The organism is Paenibacillus sp. JT31N17 (assembly GCF_056269255.1).
Genome location: NZ_JBWDNP010000018.1, coordinates 1 through 17215, shown reverse-complemented (window position 1 = coordinate 17215; position 17215 = coordinate 1). Strand labels below are relative to the sequence as shown.

Annotated in this window: 16 protein-coding genes and 1 other RNA gene; 16 read left to right on the top strand and 1 reads right to left on the bottom strand. The window is 50.7% G+C overall.

Going from position 1 to position 17215, the window contains the following annotated elements; genetic code table 11:
* Position 1: 1 nt before the first annotated feature.
* Positions 2 to 1135 carry a S8 family peptidase gene (locus AC0YOB_RS32845; protein WP_475796369.1) on the bottom strand — a complete coding sequence of 378 codons (1134 nt, stop codon included), beginning with the start codon at positions 1133 to 1135 and terminating at the stop codon, positions 2 to 4.
* 349 nt (positions 1136 to 1484) lie between these two features.
* Between AC0YOB_RS32845 and rpoE the strand changes: the two genes are divergently transcribed.
* The 16 genes from rpoE (at position 1485) to AC0YOB_RS32765 (ending at position 17011) form a co-directional block, all read left to right on the top strand.
* Entirely contained in the window at positions 1485 to 2060 is a 576-nt protein-coding gene (gene rpoE, locus AC0YOB_RS32840) for a DNA-directed RNA polymerase subunit delta (protein WP_475772098.1), read from the top strand.
* 493 nt (positions 2061 to 2553) lie between these two features.
* Entirely contained in the window at positions 2554 to 4173 is a 1620-nt protein-coding gene (locus AC0YOB_RS32835; RefSeq protein WP_475796368.1) for a CTP synthase, read from the top strand.
* A 125-nt stretch (positions 4174 to 4298) separates the two neighbouring features.
* Positions 4299 to 4697, top strand: a complete 399-nt coding sequence (locus AC0YOB_RS32830) for a response regulator (protein ID WP_210046153.1) — start codon at positions 4299 to 4301, stop codon at positions 4695 to 4697.
* Between the two features lie 584 nt (positions 4698 to 5281).
* Positions 5282 to 6136, top strand: coding sequence for a class II fructose-1,6-bisphosphate aldolase (gene fba, locus AC0YOB_RS32825; protein WP_475772100.1), 855 nt, complete (start codon positions 5282 to 5284; stop codon positions 6134 to 6136).
* 167 nt (positions 6137 to 6303) lie between these two features.
* Positions 6304 to 7572 (top strand): UDP-N-acetylglucosamine 1-carboxyvinyltransferase, encoded by a 1269-nt coding sequence (locus tag AC0YOB_RS32820; protein ID WP_475796367.1) that lies wholly within the window; start codon positions 6304 to 6306, stop codon positions 7570 to 7572.
* Positions 7573 to 7672: 100 nt separating this feature from the next.
* Positions 7673 to 9034, top strand: coding sequence for a transcription termination factor Rho (gene rho / locus AC0YOB_RS32815; RefSeq protein WP_475772101.1), 1362 nt, complete (start codon positions 7673 to 7675; stop codon positions 9032 to 9034).
* Between the two features lie 18 nt (positions 9035 to 9052).
* Positions 9053 to 10303, top strand: a complete 1251-nt coding sequence (locus AC0YOB_RS32810; protein ID WP_210046149.1) for a radical SAM family protein — start codon at positions 9053 to 9055, stop codon at positions 10301 to 10303.
* Positions 10304 to 10430: 127 nt separating this feature from the next.
* On the top strand, positions 10431 to 10628 hold the full coding sequence (gene rpmE / locus AC0YOB_RS32805) for a 50S ribosomal protein L31 (protein WP_210046148.1): 198 nt from the start codon (positions 10431 to 10433) through the stop codon (positions 10626 to 10628).
* Between the two features lie 82 nt (positions 10629 to 10710).
* A complete protein-coding gene (locus tag AC0YOB_RS32800) occupies positions 10711 to 11112 on the top strand; it encodes a YhcN/YlaJ family sporulation lipoprotein (protein ID WP_475796366.1) in 402 nt (133 codons plus the stop codon).
* 118 nt (positions 11113 to 11230) lie between these two features.
* Positions 11231 to 11496, top strand: an RNA gene (gene ffs, locus AC0YOB_RS32795) — signal recognition particle sRNA large type.
* A gap of 150 nt (positions 11497 to 11646) precedes the next feature.
* Complete coding sequence (locus tag AC0YOB_RS32790; RefSeq protein WP_475796365.1) at positions 11647 to 13092, top strand: ATP-binding protein; 1446 nt, start codon at positions 11647 to 11649, stop codon at positions 13090 to 13092.
* Positions 13093 to 13300: 208 nt separating this feature from the next.
* Positions 13301 to 15121, top strand: coding sequence for a DNA polymerase III subunit gamma/tau (gene dnaX, locus AC0YOB_RS32785; protein WP_475796470.1), 1821 nt, complete (start codon positions 13301 to 13303; stop codon positions 15119 to 15121).
* A gap of 119 nt (positions 15122 to 15240) precedes the next feature.
* Positions 15241 to 15552: a YbaB/EbfC family nucleoid-associated protein gene (locus AC0YOB_RS32780; RefSeq protein WP_210046144.1), complete on the top strand. Its 312-nt coding sequence runs from the start codon at positions 15241 to 15243 to the stop codon at positions 15550 to 15552.
* Between the two features lie 136 nt (positions 15553 to 15688).
* Positions 15689 to 16288 carry a recombination mediator RecR gene (recR, locus tag AC0YOB_RS32775; RefSeq protein WP_210046143.1) on the top strand — a complete coding sequence of 200 codons (600 nt, stop codon included), beginning with the start codon at positions 15689 to 15691 and terminating at the stop codon, positions 16286 to 16288.
* 256 nt (positions 16289 to 16544) lie between these two features.
* Positions 16545 to 16775: a DUF2508 family protein gene (locus tag AC0YOB_RS32770; RefSeq protein WP_475796469.1), complete on the top strand. Its 231-nt coding sequence runs from the start codon at positions 16545 to 16547 to the stop codon at positions 16773 to 16775.
* Positions 16748 to 17011 carry a pro-sigmaK processing inhibitor BofA family protein gene (locus AC0YOB_RS32765; protein ID WP_475796364.1) on the top strand — a complete coding sequence of 88 codons (264 nt, stop codon included), beginning with the start codon at positions 16748 to 16750 and terminating at the stop codon, positions 17009 to 17011. Before AC0YOB_RS32770 ends, AC0YOB_RS32765 begins: the two co-directional genes overlap by 28 nt.
* The last annotated feature ends 204 nt before the right edge of the window (positions 17012 to 17215 follow it).

Here is a 17215-nt window from a genome sequence, read left to right as displayed (position 1 = left end):
CCTACCGGTCCGCGGATGCGAGCATGCGCATTACATCCAGCTCCCCGGTTAACCGGGGAGCTTTTGTGCCCCGCAGCGGGAGCATGGAACGCTTTAATATGGCTTTGATCTCGGACGGCGAAAGTCCCGGCTGGTGGGCCAGCAGCAGCGCAATGGCGCCGCTGACATGCGAGGTTGCCATGGAGGTTCCGCTCATCTCATGATATTTTCCGCGCAGCCATGACGACATGATTTTATCTCCGGGAGCATAGATATCAATGTAGATGCCACGGTTGCTGAACGGTGCAATACGGCGCAGGCGGTTAGTGGCTCCGACAGAAATGGTCTGCGGATATTTGGCCGGATAGTCGACGGACTTTCTTTTCCCGTCATTTCCGGAAGAAGCGACAACAATAACGCCGGCATTGTACGCATTGGTCACAGCTTGGAGCAGTGACTTGCTGCGCGTTTTCATGCCGAAGCTCATGTTAATAATATTCATCCGGTTGCGGACACACCATTCGATGCCCAGAATGATGTCCGATACAAAAGCGCTGCCGTTATGATCGAAGGCTTTTACAGGGTAAACGATGGATCTTGGAGCGACCCCGATCATGCCGCGCAGCTGGTTGGCCGCGGCAATCGTTCCTGCAATATGTGTGCCGTGCCCGTTATCATCATGCGGAAGTGCGGCAGGGTTCAACAAATTGATGCCGCGGGCAAGCGAATGCTTAAGGTCGGGATGGCTGAAATCCACACCGGTATCAATTACGCCGATTCTAACCCGGTATCCCGTTGTCATGCCCCATGCTTGCGGAGCTTTAATTTCATTGACACCCCAGGGAATACCCTTTTCGCGTGCGGTCTGCTTGACTGTCGTGGCGTGAACGCGAAGCAGGGGGTCATCCTCGATCAGGATGCCGTCGCGGGAACGGGTTTTCAACTGCTCATCGGGGATGGGAAGTGAAAAAGCTTCAATTAATGGAAGATGTCTGGGAGCCTGCTCTTCGGCAAGAGGCTCGCGCAGCTCCGACCATTCCTGGAGGAAGCGCCGATAGTCGCTGCGCTGCTCAAAGCGGATGATGCGGCGCTTAACGTGAGACGAGGACTGGGCTTGCGAACTGTGCAGCAGGCGGAGAATTGCGGTTCTGTCCAAGGCTGGCCTCTCCTCCCGGGTGGACTATGCTGCAGTATTGTATGACGGCAAGCGGCAAGCCGTATGAGCAAGTGACCTTTTTTCCTATAATTAGGCTGAATAACCGTGTCATTCGCCGCTGAGGTACATAGAATAAATCAGGAGTCCTTTAACGGCTCTTGCATCCCGGGTGGGCAGCAGCCGGATCATCCGGAAGGATACAGTCAAAGCGAAGGGTTGTCCTTCGCTTTTTCTTTTTACATACAAAAGGCCTGCCGCTTGCTTTTTTGAAAGAAATAGGTTTTACTAAAAGTTGATAATGGATTGTTTGCGTAGTTTTGTAGTAGATTGACATGAGAGGAAGTGTCCAATGAGCAGCGAAATCACCTTGAAGATCGATCCTGAACGCGTCAAGGAAATGCCAATGGTTGATTTGGCTTTTGAACTGCTTAAAGCGGCCAATACGCCGTTTTATTATCGGGATATCATGATGGAAATTGCCAAGATCCGTGGCTTGTCCCAAGATGAAACCAACCAAGTGATTGCGCAAGTATATACGGAAATCAATATTGACGGTCGTTTTGCCTGTGTTGGTAACAATACCTGGGGCCTCAAACGCTGGTATCCGGTGGAACGTTCCGAAGATCCGGTGGGCAACGCCAAACGCCCTCGCATTATCAATGATGATGATGAGGATGACGAGGTTTATCCGGACGAGGAAGAAGAAACCTACACCGCCGAGGAAGAGGATTTCGACAGCTATGACGAAGATCAGGAAATCTTCGACGAGGCGGAAGAGGAAGCTGAGGTTGACGAAGAGGTACTGATCGACGACGAAGAAATCGATGAGGATACCGATGACGTGGATGAGGATGAGGCGTCGGATGACGAGGATTCCGAGGAAGCGGATGATTTTGAGGATGACGACGAGGACGACGATAAATAGATAATTCTCCAGCGCTTGTCAATTCCAGAAAGGCTTTGGCGAAAATCCCGACGAACCGCTAACCGACGGCGAGCCATTCTTCTGTACGGGGCGGAAGACCCTTCTTCTTGTCTTGACAGGGGATAGCCGCGAAGAGTAAACTATTGCATGGGCTTTAAGTTCGGACATGCAAGTAATAAGCCAATCCAGAAAGTGCCCCGTCTATACGGGTGTCACTTTTTTCTTTTTTTTATCCTTTTTTCAAAATATAAGAAGGTTGGTTTCGACCATGCTCTGCTTATATTTCTTGGGAGAAGAAGCTTGTCTCGCCGCCGAAGACGGCGCCAGCCGTATCTTCCTGAAAGTTCAGAAGGATCAAGCTTCATCTATTCTTCTCTGAACTTCATTGAATTGCAGAAACTAATTTCGCCTTCAGCAAGGCAGTGGAATTCGTTTCATATTAAGGAATTGGGCAATCCTATACTTTAACATCCTAGCGTGGAGGGTATCATCAGTGACCAAGTACATTTTTGTAACCGGCGGTGTCGTGTCGTCTTTGGGTAAGGGCATAACGGCAGCATCGCTCGGCCGATTGCTCAAGAACCGGGGTTTGAAAGTAACGATTCAGAAGTTTGATCCTTATATTAACGTGGACCCGGGAACGATGAGCCCCTATCAGCATGGGGAGGTATTCGTAACCGATGACGGTGCGGAGACTGACCTTGATCTTGGCCACTATGAGAGATTTATTGACATCAACCTGTCCAAGAACAGCAACGTCACGACAGGCAAAATTTACTCCTCCGTTATAACCAAGGAGCGGCGCGGAGAGTATCTTGGGGGCACTGTTCAGGTCATTCCTCACATCACCAATGAAATCAAGGAACGCGTATTCCGTGCTGGCAAGGAGACGGGATCGGATGTGGTGATCACAGAAATCGGCGGTACGGTCGGGGATATTGAGAGCTTGCCGTTTCTGGAAGCGATCCGCCAGATTAAAAGCGATATCGGACGCGATAACGTGATGTATATCCATGTGACGCTGATTCCTTTCATCAAAGCTGCGGGCGAAGAGAAAACGAAGCCCACCCAGCACAGCGTCAAGGAGCTCAGAAGCATTGGCATTCAGCCGAATGTCATCGTGTGCCGGACGGAATACCCGCTTGCGGACGAGTTGAAGCGTAAAATCGCTCTATTCTGCGATATCGATGCCAGTGCAGTTGTGGAATGCCGCGATGCCTCCACCTTGTACGAGGTACCTCTTAACCTGCGCGAGCAGGGTCTGGATGAGATCGTCGTCAACCACCTTAAGCTGACCACCCCTCCGCCGGATATGACGGAGTGGGAGAATCTGGTCACCCGTGTCAAGCAGCTCAGCCGGACCACGGAAATTGCCATTGTCGGCAAGTATGTAGCGCTGCATGACGCTTATCTGAGCATCGTGGAATCGCTCAGCCACGCAGGCTTTGATTCCGATGCGGATGTGAAGCTGCGCTGGGTTAGCGCGGAGGATGTGGCAAGCGAGAATGTAGCGGATTTGCTGGATGGCGTTCATGGCATTCTGGTGCCGGGCGGCTTCGGCGACCGGGGGATTGAAGGCAAAATCACGGCGATCCGTTATGCCCGCGAGAACCGGATACCATTTTTCGGCATTTGTCTCGGCATGCAGGTAGCCGTTATCGAGTTTGCCCGCAATGTCACGGGGCTTGCCGATGCCAACAGCTCGGAGATCAACCCTTCCACCGGCTATCCGGTTATTGATCTATTGCCGGAACAAAAGGATATCGAGGATTTGGGCGGAACCATGCGCCTTGGCTTGTATCCGTGCAAGCTTGCTGCCGGTTCGCTGGCCGAACGTGAATATAATGACGAGCTTGTATATGAGCGCCATCGTCACCGCTATGAATTCAATAATGAATACCGCGAACGCATCGAATCGGGCGGACTGCGCATTTCGGGGACTTCGCCGGATGGCCGTCTGGTTGAAATGATCGAGCTGCCGGAGCACCCTTGGTTTTTGGCCGTACAATTCCATCCCGAATTTACCTCCAGACCAAATCGCCCGCAGCCGCTTTTCCGCGGTTTTGTCAGGGCAGCTTTGCTAAGATCCGAGAGTTTAGAAGGAAAGATGTAGTTTTTCACTTTTTTTCCAGCATGAAGCAGGATATTGAATGCCACTTCGCGAATAAATTAACGATTATGGGAGAGTTGACCAAATCGTGCGGCAGGATTTTAGCGCATTCGTAGGAGGGTTTCGAGTTGGATAAGAAGAAAGTGTTAATCGTCGACGACCAAAACGGTATTCGAGTCTTGCTGATGGAAGTATTTAGCAGTGAGGGTTATGTGACCTTTCAAGCCTCTAACGGCAAACTGGCGCTGGAGATCGTAAGGAATGACGTGCCGCATCTTGTCTTACTAGATATGAAAATTCCAGGCATGGACGGACTGGAAATTTTGAAGCACATCAAAGCCATTAACAAAGACATCAAGGTGATCATGATGACCGCTTATGGCGAGCTCGACATGATCAAGGAGGCGACCGACCACGGTGCGCTGATGCATTTTACCAAGCCTTTCGATATCGATGAGATGAGAATGGCCGTTAATTTGCAGCTGCGCGGCGGTGAATCCAACAACTGGTACGCAGTAGGGTCCTGATTATTCAGGGCCTTTTTTCTTTAGAGGTTAAGCAGCTGGCTTGCTTGAGAGGAATGCTTCTGCGGCGGTGGAAGGCCTGCTGACCACGGAGCCAAGCGTTTCAAAGACCTGTACCAAACAATAAACGGTTGTGGTATACTAGCGGGGTATAACAAGCAGAACCGTGATTTATTCCGTTTTACCGCAGAGTGCTCCCGCTGCAAGCTTTCTGGAAATACCGGAAAAGGACGAGCCTTACGTTCCTTGTCTGTATTTTTGCGGGAAGATGCTTGGGTCGCCAGAGCGCAGTTAGCGACAAGCAGCTCGCAGCAGGCATAACCTCCATCTTATTAATCTATAGGAAACGTCCAGCTTTTCGTAATGCTTTCTCTTATAGATTTGAAGGAAGAAACGATTTTCACCCATCACCGGGAGGTGGCGGGGCGTTGCTTCATTTCAGGGGTGTTTGTTTGTGGAGAATGGCGCGCAGGAGAGAGAAGCACCGCATGTCAGAGCCATGCTTCACACCCTTAAGCTCGCGGCTTTTTGCAAGCTGATTGCTTGATGGAGCAGGGCCAAAAACTTTTAGGAGGAACAGAGAATCTATGCCACTCGTATCAATGAATGAATTTTTACCGAAAGCCAAAGCCAACAAATTCGCAGTCGGCCAGTTCAACATGAACAACCTTGAGTTCGCGCAGGCGATCGTCGAAGCAGCAATGGAGGAAAAATCACCGTTTATTTATGGTGTATCCGAAGGCGCACTGAAATACATGGGTATTGAATTCACTGTTGCCATCGCACAAGCAGCCGCGAAACAATCCGGCTTGCCGATCGCGCTCCACCTTGACCACGGAAGCAGCTTTGAAGTTGCCATGAAATGTATCCGCGCAGGATTCTCCTCGGTTATGTTCGACGGCTCCCACTATGGACTGGAAGAAAATATCGAATTGACCAAGCAGGTTGTAAAAGCTGCACGCGCAATGGGCGTTTCCGTTGAAGGCGAGCTGGGTACAATCGGCGGCGTTGAGGATGATCTGAGTGTTGATGAAGCCGATGCTACGATGGCCAAGCCTGAGGAAGCCATCCGTTTCTACGAAGAAACCGGTGTTGATTGTCTGGCGATTGCTGTAGGTACCGCACACGGTATGTACAAAGGCGAGCCGAAAATCCACTACGATATTATCCAAAAAGTAGCTGATGCCATTCCGGTACCGGTTGTTTTGCATGGCGGTTCGGGCGTTCCAGACGAAGCCATTCGTCTGTCCATTGCAGCCGGCGTAGGCAAAATCAACGTTAATACCGAGAATCAGGTTGCATGCACCAATGCAATCCGCGAAGCATTAGGCGCCAGCGCCTCCGTGATTGACCCGCGTAAATATCTGACACCTGCCCGTAACGCTATGAAAGCAGTTGTTCAAGAAAAAATCCGGCTGTTCGGCAGCAGCAATCAAGCGTAACATCCGGAGCATGGTATAAACCGCCACATAGTACCTGATGAAAATCGATGTCCTCTTTCACTCAATGTCCCGTAATATTTAAGGTGTGAGTAATGGCGTCGAGCGTTCTTCAAAGGATGCGGCGGTTTTTCCTTTGCTCCCTTCCGAGTGGGAGGAAAATGAGGCTGATGGAAAAATTAATGATACGCGGCGGAAAATCGCTGCGGGGCACCGTGCAGATCAGCGGGGCAAAAAACAGCGCAGTCGCGCTTTTGCCAGCTGCCATCCTGGCGGAGTCAACAGTTGTTCTGGATAACTTGCCGCTGATCAGTGACGTAGCGGTTTACAGTGAAATACTGCGTGAGCTTGGCGGAACGGTTACAAGAAGCGGAGATGCGATTTCGATCGATCCATCCGGAATGCAATCCATCCCGATGCCTAACGGAAAAGTAAAGCTGCTTCGCGCCTCTTATTATTTGATGGGTGCCATGCTTGGCCGTTTTGGCGAAGCGACAATCGGTCTTCCCGGCGGCTGTAATTTCGAGCCCAGGCCCATTGAACAGCATATTAAAGGATTTGAAGCACTTGGCGCCAAAGTGACGAATGACCATGGATCGGTTCGCATCGTAGCCAAAGAGCTGCGGGGTGCAAAAATTTATCTTGATGTAGCCAGTGTTGGAGCAACCATTAATATTATGCTTGCGGCCTCCCGGGCCAAAGGTTCCACGATTATCGAAAACGCGGCAAAAGAGCCTGAAATTATAGATGTTGCCACTCTTCTTAACGCCATGGGCGCGAAAATTAAAGGAGCCGGGACAGAGACGATCCGTATTGAGGGAGCAGACAGCTTGCATGGTTGCCGTCACTCGATTATTCCCGACCGCATTCAAGCAGGAACCTACATGATTGCCGCTGCGGCGACCCGCGGCGACGTACTTATTGATAACGTGATTCCCAAGCATATGGAGGCCGTTACAGCCAAGCTCCAGGAAATGGGCGTTCATGTGTATGAAATGGATGAATCCATTCGTATCGTCGGTCAGGCCGACTACGAAGCGATTGATGTCAAAGCGCTTGTGTACCCCGGATTTGCCACCGACTTGCAATCTCCGATGACCAGTCTGCTGACCCAAACGAAAGGCGTTAGTATTCTGAGCGACTATATTTACAGCAACCGGTTCAAGCATGTTCCCGAATTAACGAGAATGGGCGCCAATATCAGGGTAGAGGGCAGATCGGCCATTGTCGAAGGCGGACCTCTTACCGCGGCCAAAGTACGTGCTGCCGATTTGCGGGCAGGAGCTGCCCTGGTTGTGGCGGCACTGACTGTTCCTGAGGGCGTGACGGAAATAACCGGAGTTGAATATATAGACAGAGGTTATGACAATCTGGTGGATAATTTACGTATGCTTGGCGCGGATGTTTGGCGTGAGCAGGACAAGAGTAAAGAAGAGTAGGATGCGAGAGTAGAATCGGCTTTGGAATAGACAAGGCCGATTCCGGCAATGATGGATGGAATAAGATGGATTTTGATCATTGAAAAGAAGTGGTGATAATATGTCCGATCTTCAGATCGCCGATCTTGAAGAATTGAAGCTGACCGAGCTGTACAAGCTGGCTAAACAGTTTCAGATACCGTATTACGGTACATTGAAGAAGAAAGAATTGATTTTTGCCATCCTGCGCGCTCAAGCCGAGCAGGGCGGACTCATGTTTATGCAGGGTGTACTTGAGATCCTGTCAGAGGGATACGGGTTTCTCCGCCCGATCAACTATTTGCCCAGCACAGAAGATATTTATATTTCTGCATCCCAGATCCGCAAGTTTGACTTGCGAACAGGCGACTTGGTTTCCGGCAAATGCCGTCCTCCCAAGGAGAACGAACGTTATTTCGGATTGCTTCAAGTCAACGCGGTCAATGGAGAAAGCCCCGAACAAGCCGGAGAACGTCTGCATTTTCCTGCCCTTACTCCTCTTTATCCAGAAAAGAAGCTAGTCCTTGAAACTTCCCAATCCAAACTATCCACGCGCATTATGGACCTGCTTGCACCCGTTGGACTTGGTCAGCGGGGACTTATCGTTGCTCCGCCGAAAGCGGGCAAGACCTTGCTGCTCAAGGAAATTGCCAACAGCATCTCCACCAATCACCCGGAAATTGAATTATTCGTGCTGCTGATCGATGAGCGGCCGGAGGAAGTAACGGATATGTCGCGTTCGGTCAAAGGAGAGGTTGTAGCCTCAACCTTCGATGAACTGCCGGAGAATCATATCAAGGTTACGGAGCTGGTTCTGGAACGGGCGCTGCGGCTGGTAGAGCACAAGAAAGATGTTGTTATTTTGATGGATAGCATAACGCGGCTTGCACGTGCCTACAATCTCGTGGTTCCGGCTTCTGGACGGACGCTCAGCGGCGGTATCGATCCTGCTGCGTTCCATCGCCCCAAACGGTTTTTCGGTTCCGCGCGTAATGTCGAAGAGGGCGGAAGCTTGACGATTCTGGCGACGGCGCTTATTGAAACGGGCTCGCGTATGGATGATATTATTTATGAGGAATTCAAGGGAACCGGTAATATGGAGCTTCATCTGGACCGCAAGCTGGCAGACCGCCGCATCTTCCCGGCCATGGATATCCGCCGTTCGGGAACAAGGCGCGAAGAAATGCTGCTTACCAAAGAAGAACTGGATAAAGTATGGGCGATTCGTAAGAACATGAATGATTCAATCGAATTTGTCGACGGGTTCCTGAAGAAGCTCGCGGATACAAAAACGAACGAAGAGTTTCTGGCTTCGCTGGATACCTCTGCGATGATACAGCCGCCTAAACGGCCGCAAAGCAGCCACTCGTCGAATTCAGGGAGCAGCAGCACGGGAACGAGCGCTGCAAGGCGTCCAACGACCCGTTCAACCCCCGTTTCCTAGGGGAAGAAGGAGGACAACATGAATCTCGTATATGCGGACGAACAGGGTAATTTGTTCGATCATCCGGATTGGTTAGCGCTTGGACGAAGCGGTGACATGATTATAGAATTAATGGAAGATGAATTGATTCCGCTGCCGGAAGGAGCCACACTGGTCGGATTGCCGCATACGCGGCCAATCGGCATACATGCGGCTTCCGGCGAGATGCGGCCGCTTCCTGGCGATGTACAGGCAGTAGGAGCGCTTCTGCCGCAAGGATTTACACGGTTGTGCATTCCGAGCTACATGAAGACAGACAAGACGCAGAAGCTGCCCTTGTTCGGCTATTCAGCTGTCGTCTGGAAGGATGATGGCTTCTATGTAGCGGCACATAAGTCTGACGATCCGGAGCGGTGGAATCCTCTGAACTGCGACACGGATGAGCTGAACCTTCAGGTGGAACGATTGCTCTCCAAATATCCCGACAATCGTCTTTATAAGCATCTGTCCAATTGTGCCCTTGGCTATGAATGTCTGACGGCATCAAATACATTTTTACAGCGGTGGGAAGGGGCGGTACCGGTATCGTTCTCCTGCAACGCAGGCTGTTTCGGCTGTATTTCCGAACAGCCGGACGACAGTGGGTTTCCGGCGCCGCAGACACGGATGAACTTTAAGCCGACTGTCGATGAAATCGTGGACATCATGCTTGAGCATCTGCGCACGCCTGAAGCGATCATCAGCTTCGGCCAAGGCTGTGAGGGCGAGCCCTCGACCCAAGCCAAGATTATTATAGATGCCATGCGGAGAGTCCGCGATCAGACGCAGCTTGGTTTTATTAATATCAATACAAATGCCGGATTGACCGATCATATCCGCGGCATCGTGGATGCCGGATTAAATCTGATGCGGGTAAGCACGATCAGCGCTTTGGACGATCACTACAATGCGTATTACAAACCGCGCGGCTATAACCTGAAGAATGTAGAAAAGTCACTCCGTTACGCGGCAGACAAAGGGGTATATACGTCAATCAACTATTTGATTTTCCCCGGCGTTACCGATCGTGAGGAAGAGATGGAAGCCATGATCGGCTTCATCAAACGGACAGGCTTGAAGTTCATCCAAATGCGCAACTTGAACATTGATCCCGAGAGCTACCTGGAGCTGATTCCGAAGCCGCAGGGCGAGATATACGGAATGAAGCAAATGCTGGACATCTTCGCGGAGGAACTTCCTGACGTAGTCATTGGTTCCTACACGCATGTTCCGCCTATGCCGGTTAAATAGGGAATTCACCGCTTTAGTAAGCAAAAGGAATTCATTGCGCGTTTCACGTAAGCCATGCTATACTAGCCTGAGTGTGTATTTTAACTCTGGGTCCGCCTGTGACTCAGGGCAGAAAGAGGTGTGTACGATGAAACAAGGTATTCATCCGACCTACCACGTCACCACGGTTACTTGCGCTTGCGGGAACACATTCGAATCAGGTTCGATCAAAGAGAACCTGCGTGTAGAGATTTGTTCCGCTTGTCACCCGTTCTTCACGGGTAAGCAAAAGTTCCTGGATGCCGGCGGCCGCGTCGACAAATTCAAGAAAAAATACGGTATCTAATTCCATTGAACCGTCTCTGCCTTTAATTAGCAGAATACAAGAGCCTCCCTTAGCCATCCTATGGCTAAAGGGAGGTTTTTTTATGAAGTTTTCACGCAAATCTACAGTTCTTGCCGCCGGGCTGGCGCTGCTTCTCGTACTTGCCGCGCTCGCCGGATGTGGGGTGAAGAAAGACGGCAGCAACAATATGAACACCCGCTCTTACGGTCATGACGGCTATATGGGCCTTTCCAACAGCAACCCCCATTTGCCCAATCGCAACGGCAATGATCTCAATTATGGATCGGATGGCGATTTCGCGGAACGGAAGCTGAAGGAAATTCCCGGAGTTGCGGATTATAACATTATGATTCAAGGCCCAAGGCTCAAGGTGTCGGTCAAGGCTGCCCCGAATGTGGATGAGGCGCAATTGAAGGAGAAAGTATTATCCACCCTGCAGAAAAACATGCCGCGCTATAAGGTATCTGTTACCTCGAAGAAGTAGGGGGAGTTCCTCTTTTTGTGACTGGTTGTAAAAAGACGGCATAGCAGCGTTTCCCAATGGACCTGTCATTTCTTCTTATAGTTGCACTTTAAGACAGAACACGCTATAATTATTTCTGCCGTGCTAGACGGGGAGGTAGCGGTGCCCTGTAACTCGCAATCCGCTGTAGCGAGGTTGAATTCCTGTCCGAGGTTATGCCGATGCGGGGCTGGTTTTTAGGAACAGTGTTGACGGTTTGGTCCTCCGCAATGGACGCTTGTGAACCCGGTCAGGTCCGGAAGGAAGCAGCCGTAAGCGGGTACGTTCATGTGCCGGGGGAGTGCCTGGCCAGAGCTGGGAATAAAATTGCCGCCCGGGTCGCATGTATCGAAGACAGGTGCGCGGTTTAACTTTATAGCAGCCACCTAAGTAAAACATAAACATCCAAGCGAAGCGTAATATGACTTCGTGTGGATGTTTTTTTCTTTTTCTGCAGGAATTTGGTAATTATGGAACGAAAGGAAGAAACAGCAAACTAAAAAAGAGGGGATCACCATGTACAAAGCGCCATCCTTGCCAACCGGCTCAATAAGTATGGATATGCTTGATGATTACTCCAGTCATCTGCCCGGAACTATGGTTTTAGTGCTGGATGATCAAGGTATGATAACGGAATGCAATTCCTTATTTTTAAGCGAAACGGGTTATACCTCCTCGACGATCCTCAATCGCAGCATATCATCTCTTTCCGACAGCCAATTATTTAATACACAAACGGGCGGGGATGTGCTGAGCATCGGCAACCGGAATATTATTAAACCGGCTCCCACGCAGTTGAAAAAAGCCAACGGTGAAGCTCTCATCCTCCATGTGATGCCTTTAAGAATGGAGAACGGGCATGCCCTGCACCACTTGCTGCTTCTTTTCAGCCAGGAGCCTGTAAAGGAAGGGAATCTGATCCAGCGCTTTGGAGAAACGATGCTGCGGGACGATCACATTGGAGTGATTCTGCTTCACCCGTCAGAGTCGATCATTCTGGATATTAGCCCGCTGGCATGCAGACTGCTTGGCGCATCGAAATCCGCCATTGTGAATGAGCCGCTCCATCATTTCTTTGCCTCCTCCAAGGAATACAAATTCATTCAAAGCGCACTTGCAGGCGGTCCGGCCGTGCGGAATTATCCCATGACCTGGATTCAGGGCAGCGAGCAGACAGAACTGTTGATGGATGTCGGACTTTTTCACAGTTCCGGGGGCGTGGTGGAGGGCGCTTATATTTTGTTCAAGGATGTCACCAATTTACGATCGCTGGAGGTGCAGGTTCAGCGCAGCGACCGCCTGGCGATGATTGGCCAGATTGCCGCTGGAGCCGCTCACGAAATACGCAATCCGCTCACCGCGATACGCGGATTTATGCAGATGTTTCAAAAAACAATGACCGCGCGCGGAATGACCAAAGAAGTGGAGTATACGGAGATTATGCTCACAGAGCTCGATCGGATCAACAGTCTCGTCGGTGAATTTCTTATGCTGAGCAAACCCAGGCATGTTACCCAGGATCTTATTCAAATTGATGCCGTATTTCGTGAAATTATGCCGATGGTTGCCAGCGAAGCCCTGCTTCACAGCGTATCGGTGTCATGGGAATGGGGGGCGGAGCTTCCCGTTGTTAAGGCTGATCCGGAGATGTTGAAGCAGGTGCTGCTGAATATTTGCAAAAACGGTATTGAAGCTATGAGCATCGGGGGGACATTGACAGTACATGCACAAGTGGAGAATAACAGTGAAGGGAGATGGCTGATGATTGAAATCCAGGATACGGGACCGGGAATTCCTCTGTCCATGCTGGATAAAATATTCGATCCGTTCGTCACGACGAAGGCTAATGGAACCGGACTCGGTCTTTCGGTCTGCCAACGGATTTTGCATGATTTCGGGGGATCGATCCGGGCGGATACGACAGAGGAAGGCGCTCTTTTTACCATTATGCTGCCCTGTTGAAAGCTCCGGCCCCGGCTGCGGTGCTCTCTTGCGGAATTGTTTTTATCTAACGTCTATCCCGCCGAACCGCTGTAAACAGCGGAGCAGCAGCGATTGCATAGAGGGAAAAGAAAGAAACCCCGCAGGTTAACGGTTTTTTTGGCGGACGGGTTCGTGTATAATGAGAATACCGGGCAATGCCCATAATGAGCCGAAAGGAACGTTCCGTGTGACACATATCGCTTTATATCGCGCCTGGCGTCCACAGACGTTCCAGGACATGGTCGGCCAGCAGCATATTATCCAGACGCTGCAAAATGCGATCCGGGAAGACCGGGTGTCGCATGCATATCTGTTTAACGGTCCCCGAGGGACAGGCAAGACAACGGCGGCTAAAGTATTGGCCAAGGCAATTAACTGTGAGCGGGGGCCGGCGCCGGAGCCATGCAATGAATGCGACGCATGTCGCGGAATCACTGCAGGAACTGTTATGGATGTCGTGGAGATTGATGCAGCATCCAACCGGGGTATTGACGAGATTCGGGATATCCGTGACAAGGTCAGATACGCACCATCTGAAGTCCGTACCAAGGTGTATATTATTGACGAGGTTCACATGCTTACTACAGAAGCGTTTAATGCGCTGCTCAAAACGCTGGAGGAACCGCCGGGCCATGTCATTTTCATCTTGGCGACTACGGAACCGCATAAGCTGCCGGCTACAATTATTTCGCGCTGCCAACGCTTCGATTTCCGCCAGGTTTCACTGCCTGAGCAGACAGAACGGCTGCGCCGAATATGCGATGAAGAGGGGATTGGCGCGGAGGATGAGGCGCTGGCCTATATTGCACGTCTCTCCGATGGCGGAATGCGTGATGCCATCAGCCTGCTGGAGCAGGTTTCTGCTTATGCGGCAGAGCAGATTACGCTTATCGATGCCGTCGAAGTAACCGGGGGGTTAGCGGCAGAGCAGTTTGCCCAGTTGGCTGAGGCCGTACGCGACCGTAACGCCGGGGCAATACTGCCGTTAGTCGAAGGACTTATGCAGGCAGGCAAAAGTGCGGACAAATGCCTCGAGAATTTAGTATACTATTTTCGGGACCTGCTCGTTATAAAATTGGGTCCGCAAGGCCGCGCCTCAACGGAGCGGATTGTAGATCAGGAGCAGTTCAAAGCTATGGCTGAAGCTTTCAGCTCCGAGCGGCTTTTCCGAATGATTGATGTACTGAATCAATATCAAACGGAGATCCGTCATGCCACGCTCCCTCAAACGATCTTTGAAGTCGCTCTGATGAAGATCTGCACGCTTCCGGAGACACCGGCTTCAGGTCCGTCGGACGATCATGCTGGCAGGGGAGCGAACGCGGCGCCCGCTCAAGCGTCCGCTGCTGCGGCTCCCCCGGAAATGCTGAGGCTGCAGCAAAGGGTCGAGGCCTTGGAGCGCAGACTGGAGCAGCTGCTGCGCACCGGTGTTCAGCCTGCCGGCGATGAATCCAAAGGCGCTGCTGCAGAAGCGGCGGGTTCAAGCCAGACACGAGGCGGACGCGGCGCAGCATTCGGCAATCGCGGCGGTGCTGCTTCACCTTCAGGCGGAACCGTTCGTTCGAATGTGAAGCTGGAACCCTTTCTTGCAGCTGCTGAAGGGCAAGCAATTGCCCAGGTGCGCATGAAGTGGAGCGAGATTTTGCAGCGGGTCAAGGAGATGCGTATTACAGTGCACGCCTGGCTGGTTGATGGGGAACCGGTATCGGCTGCAGACAATACATTGCTTATTGCTTTCAAGAACACGATGCATCGCGAAACGACAGAGAAGCCGGCCAACCGGGAGGTCATCGAGAAGGTGCTGGAGGAGTCCTTTTCCCGCCCTGTGAAGCTCGCGACAGTCATGCTCAAGGACTGGCAGTCAGCCTCCGACTCGGCACCGGCATCTTCCGCTGAGCCTCTGTTCCTGCAGCCTGATGAGCAGAGCGGCCCGCCCTCCGAACCGGAATGGATCGAAGAGGCAGTCAAGTTATTCGGTGAGGATCTCGTGGTCATCAAAGATAAATAATCGTTGATAACCGCTGCTTGGCCGATTGTTTCTTCTTGAAATATCTTATAGCATAGATTTCACATGTATGCTTCCTGACGTAATGATTCCAATTTAAGCAAACACGAGGAGTGTAGACCATGAATAACATGAATCAAATGATGAAGCAAGTGAAGAAAATGCAGGAACAAATGCTTAAGGCTCAAGAAGAGCTGGGCACGAAAACCATTGAAGGAACAGCTGGCGGCGGTGTTGTCACCGTAGTCGTAAATGGCCATAAAAATGTGCAAAGCATCATAATTAAGCCTGAAGCTGTGGATCCGGATGATATTGAAATGCTGCAGGATCTTGTATTGACCGCAGTCAATGATGCAATTTCCAAAGCCGATGAGCTGGCCAATAAAGATCTGGGCAAATACACCGGCGGCGTGAAAATTCCAGGCTTGTTCTAATCGACAACCGGTTCTTTAAAGCATATTTCAATAATCCAAAGGGAAGAAACTTGTGTCGTCGTAAGAGGATGCAGGTTTCTTCTTGATTATAGATAAGCGGGTTAAATCTGATGTATTGAAGTAAAGGAGCTGCGCTTTGTATTATCCCGAACCGATAGCCAAACTTATTGATGCTTTCAGCCGACTGCCGGGTATCGGTCCCAAAACCGCAGCCCGGCTAGCCTTTCATGTTCTGAAGATGAAGGAAGACGATGTTATTGATTTTGCCAAATCGCTGGTCAGCGTCAAACGCAATCTTCATTTTTGCTCCGTCTGCTGCAATATTACCGATATCGATCCATGCCGGATTTGTCAGGATAAGAGCAGAGACAATTCGGTTATCTGTGTGGTGCAGGAATCCAGAGACTTGGTAGCGATGGAGAGAACCAAAGAATTCCAGGGCCAGTATCATGTGCTGCAGGGAGCCATTTCGCCGATTGAAGGGATTGGACCCGAAGAAATTCGGATTGCCGAGCTGCTGAGGCGTCTTAGCGATGAGCGCGTTCAGGAGATGATATTAGCAACCAACCCCAATATTGAAGGCGAAGCGACCGCGATGTATTTGTCACGACTGGTCAAACCCTTTGGTATCAAAGTTACGCGAATTGCGCATGGACTGCCGGTAGGCGGAGATTTGGAATATGCCGATGAGGTCACATTGTCCAAAGCGTTGGAAGGCAGAAGGGAATTGAATTAACCGTTTACCCTTGGGAGCAAAAGAATTTTTCGCATATCTTCTAGCTTTAGAAACCCTGTGAGAATTTTACTCGCGGGGTTTTCTGTTTTCCGTTCTGTTTTCCGGCGCTGGTTCATAAATTTGTACTACATGCTGAAACAAAATCAGGTATGTATACAATGGACAAGCGAAAGGGGAACTAGCAATGTGGGATAAATGGCTGAAACAGCGCGAGAGAGCGGCGATGATAGAGAAAGAAAGCAAAATGAAGCAGGAGATGCTGGAACTTTACGATGAGCTGCTGATTGCCAAGCGTGATTGGGATAACGCGCAGCGGCATTTTGAATATGCCTCAGGCAAAGATCAGATTGATTACGCGATCTTCGCGATCGAAGCGGCCGAGAAACGATATGAGATGCTTCTCAGAAAAGCCAAAGCATTGAATGGCGACTGGTGCCAATCCGTAAGGGGGATGGCAGTATGCAGACCATATGGCTTGTCCTATTAATTGTCTCTTCATTATTGCTGGCTGTCATGATACTGAGAAACAAGATATCCTGGATATGGTTTCGGCGGTTTGCGCTGCATCTCACTGCAGCGGCGGTGGCGCTGTACCTGCTCAATTATTCGGGTCTGATATCAGGTTTCGAAGTTCCGCTTAATCCGGCTACCATCGGTACTGTTGTTCTGCTGGGGCTTCCCGGAATTATGCTTGTTCTCGGACTTCAATGGACGCTCTTCTAGCTCATGGAATGAAATAGCTTGACCATTAGGCAGGCTTTGTGTTAAATTACTCCTTGCGTTACACAGCACCAATTCGTTTGCAAAAACAAATCAAAAAAAGTACTTGCAATGAGCTAGGCGGATGTGATATATTAATCAAGTCGCCGCTGAAGCGAACGACGAGAGCTTACGAAGCAGGAAAGCCTTGCGGCGCCTGCAAGAAGA